The sequence below is a fragment of the Streptomyces sp. SID5910 genome, from assembly GCF_009862125.1.
GTDB lineage: Bacteria > Actinomycetota > Actinomycetes > Streptomycetales > Streptomycetaceae > Streptomyces.
The window spans coordinates 1-4,082 of the sequence record NZ_WWHX01000789.1; the positions used below are offsets into that span (position 1 = coordinate 1).

Annotated in this window: 4 protein-coding genes and 1 pseudogene; 2 read left to right on the forward strand and 3 right to left on the reverse strand. The window is 72.7% G+C overall.

What is annotated here, in order from left to right:
• Positions 1 to 134 precede the first annotated feature (134 nt).
• Positions 135 to 818, reverse strand: a complete 684-nt coding sequence (locus tag GTW67_RS27890; RefSeq protein ID WP_161167532.1) for an NADPH-dependent F420 reductase — start codon at positions 816 to 818, stop codon at positions 135 to 137.
• 74 nt (positions 819 to 892) lie between these two features.
• Between GTW67_RS27890 and GTW67_RS27895 the strand changes: the two genes are divergently transcribed.
• Entirely contained in the window at positions 893 to 1,294 is a 402-nt protein-coding gene (locus GTW67_RS27895; protein ID WP_161167533.1) for an HxlR-like winged helix-turn-helix transcriptional regulator, read from the forward strand.
• A 116-nt stretch (positions 1,295 to 1,410) separates the two neighbouring features.
• On the opposite strand, the gene GTW67_RS27900 is transcribed toward GTW67_RS27895, so the two are convergent.
• Positions 1,411 to 1,917: a DUF6624 domain-containing protein gene (locus tag GTW67_RS27900; RefSeq protein WP_161167534.1), complete on the reverse strand. Its 507-nt coding sequence runs from the start codon at positions 1,915 to 1,917 to the stop codon at positions 1,411 to 1,413.
• 93 nt (positions 1,918 to 2,010) lie between these two features.
• Positions 2,011 to 2,325 (reverse strand): annotated as a pseudogene (locus tag GTW67_RS27905) (IS5/IS1182 family transposase); the annotation flags it as partial.
• Positions 2,326 to 3,180: 855 nt separating this feature from the next.
• Between GTW67_RS27905 and GTW67_RS27910 the strand changes: the two are divergent.
• Entirely contained in the window at positions 3,181 to 4,038 is an 858-nt protein-coding gene (locus GTW67_RS27910; RefSeq protein ID WP_346010756.1) for an alpha/beta fold hydrolase, read from the forward strand.
• Positions 4,039 to 4,082 lie beyond the last annotated feature (44 nt).

Here is a 4,082-nt window from a genome sequence, read left to right on the forward strand (position 1 = left end):
GCCTCCGACCGCCCCGGCCCCTTGACCACCCCGGCCTGCCGACGTGGCGGCGCGGCGGCTCTGCGGACGGCCGGGACACGGAGGCCGGCCGGGGCACGGGGGTCGGCGCCCCGACTGCCGGGTCGGTCTCCCGCTCAGCCAACAGCCCCCGTACCGCTCCCGGTTGTCTGTCGGGGCGGCCCGGCCGCGTAGGCCAGCGGAGGCGCGATCGCCTGCGCGTCCGCCCCCTCACCCACCCACAGGGAGATGAACAGCGCGGCGGTCGCCTCCAGCAGCCCCGCCCGCTCCAGAGCGCCGCCCGCCACGGGCTCACAGCCCACGTCCCGCACCAGCTCGCGTACCCGTACGAGGGCTTCCTCGTCGTCCCCGCAGACCGGCACGGCCAGTGGCCGCCCGCCGAAGACGGGCGGCCGCATCCGCCACACGTCCTCGTGGCAGAGGTTGAAGGCCTTGACCACGCGGGCTCCCGGCGCCGCCGCGGCCAGCCGCTGCGCGGCCGAGGGCCCTTGGTCCGTCAGCAGCCGGAACCCCGGCCCGACCGGATTGGAGCAGTCGACCAGCACCGTGCCCTCCAGAGCCGCACCCAGACCCCGTACCACGTCCTCTCCCGCCCCGAACGGCAGCGCGCACAGCACCACGTCACCCCACTCGGCCGCCGCCCGCAGACCGGCCGCCCTCACCCCGCCCCCGAGACGCGCCGCGAGCCGCTGCGCCCTGCGCGCGTCCCGTCCTGCGACGGTCACCTCGTGCCCGGCCCGCACCCAGTGGGTGGCGAGCGCGTCGGCCATGTTGCCCGTCCCCAGTACACCGATTCTCATCACGCGGCCCCTCTCCAAGCCTGCTGCGACTGTTCACACCGACGCTAGAGGGCCCGTCAGGCACCATGTGGTGTGTGACGACCGACGCCTTCCTCGCCGACTGCCGTGCCCGCCTCGCCTTCGACCTGCTCTCCAACACCTGGAACGCCGTGGTGCTCTGGGCGCTGCGCGAGGGCCCCAGCCGCCCGGTCGAACTCCGGGAGCGGATCGGGGGCATCAGCTCCAAGGTCCTCACCGAGACGCTGCGGCGCCTGCAGACCAACGGCCTGGTCGACCGGCAGACCCACCCCGAGGCGCCCGCACGCGTCGAGTACCGTCTCACCGCCCTGGGCCGCACCTTGCTGGCCCCCATCGACGCCGTCGGTGCCTGGGCCTTCGAGCACGGCGACGAGGTCCTGGCGGCCCAGGAAGCAGCCTGCACGCACACCCCGCAGCCGCCGCGCCTGGCCGGCCGAGTGCCGGGGGAGTCCGAGTGAGCACGCCCCGCCGGGCAGCGGCGTGCGCCCTGGGGCCTGTCCGGCGGATCACTTCCTGCGACAAGCGGCAGACAGGCCCGGGCAGTGATCCACCGGACGCGGCCGGGAAGGGAGTGTCAGGCCAGGGAGAATTGGGCGACGTACTCGTCGAAAGGCTCGATGCCGACCTCCGCACGAAGTTCGTCCATGCGCTCGGGCTCTTCACAGGGCCACGGAACCGGTGCCCCGTCCTTCACACCGGCGATCTGAGTGCCGTAGACCTGCTTACGGTCCTCATTGACGCGTGTGCGGTCGTGCAGAAAGGCCAGCTCGCGGGGGTTGGCTGAACCTGCCGACACTGTCTGCTGCATCAACTGGAGGGCCCGGCGCTGGACGTCGAGCTGCCGGTCGGCGTGCTGGGCGATGAGCCATGCCGCGCGTGCGGCCTCCTCGCCGACGAGTTCCGCGGTCGGCCAGCCGCACTCGTCCATGATCTCGTTGAGCCGGTCACCGTGGCGGGCGGTCGACCGTCGCCAGGACAGCTGCTCGGCGGGGTCGTCGCTGTTCGCGCGGACTGCCAACTGGTGATCGGCCGCAGCCATGTCCGTGAGTTCCGCTGTCAGTGCGGCAACGTCGTGCGCCACTCTCAACTCCCAGGTCGGGTCCATGATGTGTGTCCGCCCGCAAGCCTAGGGGTGCAAATCGGGCGTAAAGATCATTCTGGGGAACGGTGACAGTCACCTTCCCGCATGGGGACAATGGATCTGCCCCCGGAGCCAGAGCCTGGTCGCTGCGACGGTCACGGTGCCCTGGAAGACGTAGGCACGCGTGTCGAAGCTGGTGGGCCGTCCGCCCTTGCTGCCGCGGCGTTGGCGGTTGCCCCGCTGGCTCTTCGGCTCGGGGATGGTGTGACGGATCTGCCGTCTGCACAGGCAGCGGCGGTCGCGCCGGGAGGAACAGGCCTTGCCGCCGCCGAGGCGGTCCGGCCGGGTGCGGGGTCCTTCGCCGCCCAGCCGGCTGACACGGAGGCGTTCCATGAAGGGGATGAGCCGTGTGGAGCGCCGCCCCCCGGTACAGGAACCCGTTGATGACCCTGTGGTGGCCGGCCCAACGCCCACCGCGCTGACCTGTCTTGGGTTCCTTTGCGCGAGAAGTCACGTGATCCGCCGGACAAGCCCTAGTGCTGCTGACATTGGGGGGCTGTACTTCCGCCGGCGGCACCGACGAGGCTGCCACACCCCCGGCACCCAGGACGCCGCACCCGGCACCACCCCGCCGGGGCAGTGTCACGGTCACGCCGCCGGCCCTCGATCCCGAGGCCGGTGAAGTCGTCCCCGGCCGGCGCGGCCAGACGCGTGGCGCCGCGACCTTCTCCTGCGCCGCCGGGGCCGAGGGCAGGGCAGCAGGACCAGCGGCTCGGTGACCGGCTCGGCGAGAGCACCCGTGATGTGCTCGCTCGACGGATGACCGGCCCGGAGTCGTCCTGCCGGGCTCCTCCGACGCGCCGGTGGAGCCGGGCGGGCCCGGTGACACACAAAAAACCCCGCCCCCCTGAGACAGCGGGGGCGGGATGTGGTGGAGCGCCGGGCAGGCCTTGCACTTGCATTTCCCCGCAGGAAGCGGGGCGTCTTTCCTTAGACGACCGACGCACGGCAGACGGCCACCGCAGCGGCCCGCCTTGCAAGATCAATCATACCGGCATCCGCCCCCCGGCGCACACCAGCCCCTGACCGGTCGTCACGCCGGCCCCTGACCGGACGTCACCAGGCCTCGTCCGGCGCCGGGCGAGGCCGCCGCAGTCCTCACCCGTCCCGCCGGCCGGCTGTGTCCGCGGCCCCCGCGGGGGCATGAGGAAGGCTGCACCGGTTCAGCACGCGGTGCGCCGACGAGGGCGGGAGGTCCGGAACGTGTTCGAGGGCTTTGAGGAAGAGCGGGTTCAGCTCGATGACGCGTCGATCTTCGTCCGCCACGGCGGGCAGGGGCCGCCGGTGGTGCTCCTGCACGGCCATCCCCGGACGTCGGCGACCTGGCATCGCGTCGCCCCGCTCCTGGTCCGGCGCGGTTTCACCGTGGTCTGCCCCGACCTGCGCGGCTACGGCCGCTCCACCGGTCCGGCGCCCACCGCGGACCACGCGGGGCACTCCAAGCGGGCCGTCGCCGGTGACGTGGTCGAGGTGATGCGTTCGTTGGGCCATGCCCGTTTCGCGCTCGCCGGCCACGACCGCGGGGGCGCTGTGGCGCTGCGTCTCGTGCTCGACCATCCCGACGTCGTCTCGCGGGCGGCGCTGATCGACTGCATGCCCATCACCGAGCACCTGTCCCGCATCACGGCCGAGTTCGCCACCCAGTGGTGGCACTGGTTCTTCTTCGCCCAGCCGGACATCCCCGAGCGGGTCATCAACGCCGACCCGGACAGCTGGTACCGCGGCGATCCCCGGATCATGGGGCAGGAGAACTACGACGAGTGGCGTGCGGCCACCAGGAATCCCGACGTGGTGCGGGCGATGCTGGAGGACTACCGGGCCGGCCTCACCATCGACCGCCGGCACGAGGAGGACGACCGCGCCGCCGGGACACGGATCCGGTGCCCGGCGCTGGTCCTGTGGTCGCTGCGCGACGACCTCGAGGACCTGTACGGGGACCCGCTGAAGATCTGGCAGCAGTGGGCCCCGGACGTACGCGGCCACGGCATCGACGCCGGCCACCACGTGGCCGAACAGGCCCCAGGGGCCCTCGCGTCGTCCCTGGCGGACTTCTTCGCCTGACGGCACGAGCGGCCGTCGCCGTCCGGCTGGGGGAGGGGGTGGCG